This is a genomic window from Mycobacterium sp. NPDC050551 (genome assembly GCF_040674075.1).
GTDB lineage: Bacteria > Actinomycetota > Actinomycetes > Mycobacteriales > Mycobacteriaceae > Mycobacterium.
Genome location: NZ_JBFARC010000013.1, coordinates 1 through 3,085, shown reverse-complemented (window position 1 = coordinate 3,085; position 3,085 = coordinate 1). Strand labels below are relative to the sequence as shown.

The window sequence follows — 3,085 nt, the reverse complement described above, 5'->3', positions numbered from 1 at the left end:
TCATCGCGGTGAGGATGTGTTGCAGCGCGGTGGTGAGGGCCTCGATGGTGTGGGTGGTGAACACCTCGGTGCGGTATTGGATCAGTAGTCGCAGTCGTGGGCCGGGGATGGCCTGCACGACAAGGGGATAGTGGTAGTAGTCGCGCACGCTGGCATCGCTGATGGTCAGCCCCTCGAGGCTGGTGTGGGTGGCGGTGTCGGCGGGGTAGTTCTCATAGACCAGCACGGTGTCGAACAACTGCTGATGGCCGGTGAGGCGGTGGATCTCGGTCAGTCCCAGGTGCTGGTGATCGAGGGTGTCGATGCGTTGGGTGTCCAGTGCGGTCAGTAACTGGGCCACCGTGGTGGCCGGGTCGATACGGGCCCGCACCGCGATGGTGTTGATCAACAGTCCCACCATCGACTCCACCCCGGGCACCTCGTCGGGACGACCGGCGACCACCGCCCCGAACGCCACATCGGCGCGCCCGGTCACCCCGGCCAGCAGCACCGCCCAGCCGGCCTGCAACACCGTGTTGACCGTGGTCTGCCCGGCGCGGGCCAACTCGGCCAACCCCGCGGTGTGGGGCTCGTCGAGTTCCACCACCGTCATCGCCCGCGGCCCCAACCCCAACCGGTCGGGCGCAGCGACCAGGGTGGGGGTGTCGAACCCGGCCCACACCGCCGCCCACGCCGCGCGGGCGGCCTCGACATCACGATCAGCCAGCCACGACACGAACCGCCGGTAGGGCACCGCGGCGGGCAGCCGATGCCCCAGATAGGACGCGAAGATCTCCTGCAACAGGATCGGCATCGACCACCCGTCGATGACCGCGTGATGACAGGTCAACACCAACCGGTGCCGATCGACCCCGGTCTTGATCAACGCCACCCGAAACGCCGGGGCGAACGCCACATCACCGACCGCGGCACGCTCAGCAGCACACACCCCCTCCACCGCCTCCCCACCCCCAGCGGGGTCGGTGGGGTCGGTGGTGAGGTCGGTGGTGAGGTCGACGTAACGCCATCCCGGTACCGGATCGGCGGGGATCACCGCGACCGGCTCGTCGAAGCCCACCCAGAACCGGCCCACCAGATGCGGGTGCCGCCCGGCCACCACCGCCACCGCCGCGGCGAGCCGATCAGCATCCAACACCCCCTCGACGGTGAAACCCATCTGCACCGCATACACCTGCTCGACATCAGCAGGATGGGTGTGCGCGGCCAGGGCATGGAACACCAACCCCTGCTGCAACGGCGTCAACGGCACCACATCCGCGACCCGGCCCCGCCGACCCAACTCATCGATCTGGGCCTGACTGACCCGCGCGGGCGCCACATCCGACGGGGTCAACCCACCCCCACCGGCCGCGACATGAGCACAGATACCGGCCAACGCCGCCACCCACAACCCGCTGAGCCGACCCACCGCGGCCTCATCGACCAACAACCGCGCCCACGTCCAATCCGCCCGCAACACCGGCCCGCCGTCGGTGTCCACCGTCACCGCGTTGACCTCCACGGTGTGGGCCAACTCCAACGGCAACACCATCGCCTGCGCCCCGACCGACACCCCCTCGGCATCCACCCGCCACATCTGCTCGGAAAGCTCCACCCCACCACCGAGCCGACCCAGATAGTTGAACCCCACCACCGGATCGGCCCCACCCAGATCCACCCCGGGATGGCCATAGCGCAACAACCCATAGCTCACCCCCGGCGGCACCGCCCGCAACTGCTCCTTGAGCGCCTTGAGCACCACCCCCAACTCCGGGCCCCCCGCAACGACCTGCGACCACGACACCGCACCCGGGGCCAACGACACCGGATACTTCGTGGTGAACCACCCCACCGTGCGCGACAAATCCAACCCCGCCGCCAACTCCTCGTGCCGGCCGTGGCCCTCCACCTCAACACCCACCGGCCCGCCCCCGACACCGGCGAACTGCGCCAACGCCAACCCCAACGCCATCAACAACACATCCTGAACCCCGGCATGAAACGCCGCAGGCACCTCACCCAACAACAACCGCGTCGTCTCGACATCGACCTGCACCGACGACAACCCCGCCGTCACATAGGTATCCAACACCGGACGCACCGCAGGCAACACCGACCCAACCCCACCCAGCACCGCACGCCAAGAATCCGCAGTGCCCACCACCGCATCAGAAACCGCGTACTCAGCCAACACCTGCGACCACCGCCGAAACGACGTCCCCACCGCAGGCAACTCAACCGGCTGCCCCCCACAATGCTGAGCCCACGCGATGTTCAAGTCCTCCAACAACACCCGCCACGACACCCCATCAACCGCCAGATGATGCACCATCAACACCAACTGACCCGACGACGGCACCCACACCGCCGACACCATCACCCCCGCCGCCGGACTCAACCGCGACCGCGCCACCACCACCATCGCATCCGATAACACCGGCACCTCAACCACACACCCACCCACATCCACCGACCCCACCGGCGGAACCTCCAACACCCACCCACCACGACCATCCACACCCGCACGCAACCGCAACATGTCATGACGATCCACCAACGCCTGCAACACCATCACCACATCAGCACGGCCCACCCCCACCGGAGCCCGCAACACCACCATCTGATTGAACTGATCCACCGGACCACCCACACCGGCCAACCACCGCATGATCGGCGTCGCCACCACCGACCCCACACCCTCATCAGCGACCACCGCACCACCACCACCGGCGCCCACCACCCGAGCCAACCCCGCCACCGTCTGCTCAGTGAACACATCCCGCGGCCGAAAAACCAACCCCGCCAACCGCGCCCGCGCCGCCACCTGCATCGACAAAATACTGTCCCCACCCAAACCGAAAAACGAATCATCCACCCCGACCCGCTCCACCCCCAACACCTGCGCAAAAATCCCCGCCAACACCTCCTCCACCGGCGAAGACGGCGCACGAAACTGCCCACCACCCACAAACTCCGGCGCCGGCAACCCCCGCACATCCAACTTCCCATTCACCGTCACCGGCAACGCATCCAACACCACCACCGCCACCGGCACCATGTAGGACGGCAACCGCTCCCCCAACAACACCCGCACCCGCGCCACATC

General features: G+C 67.5%; 1 protein-coding gene. It reads right to left on the bottom strand.

The window, feature by feature from the left end:
• A partial coding sequence (locus tag AB0K11_RS27785; protein ID WP_364984868.1) for a condensation domain-containing protein occupies nt 1-3,085 on the bottom strand: 3,085 nt, incomplete at both ends.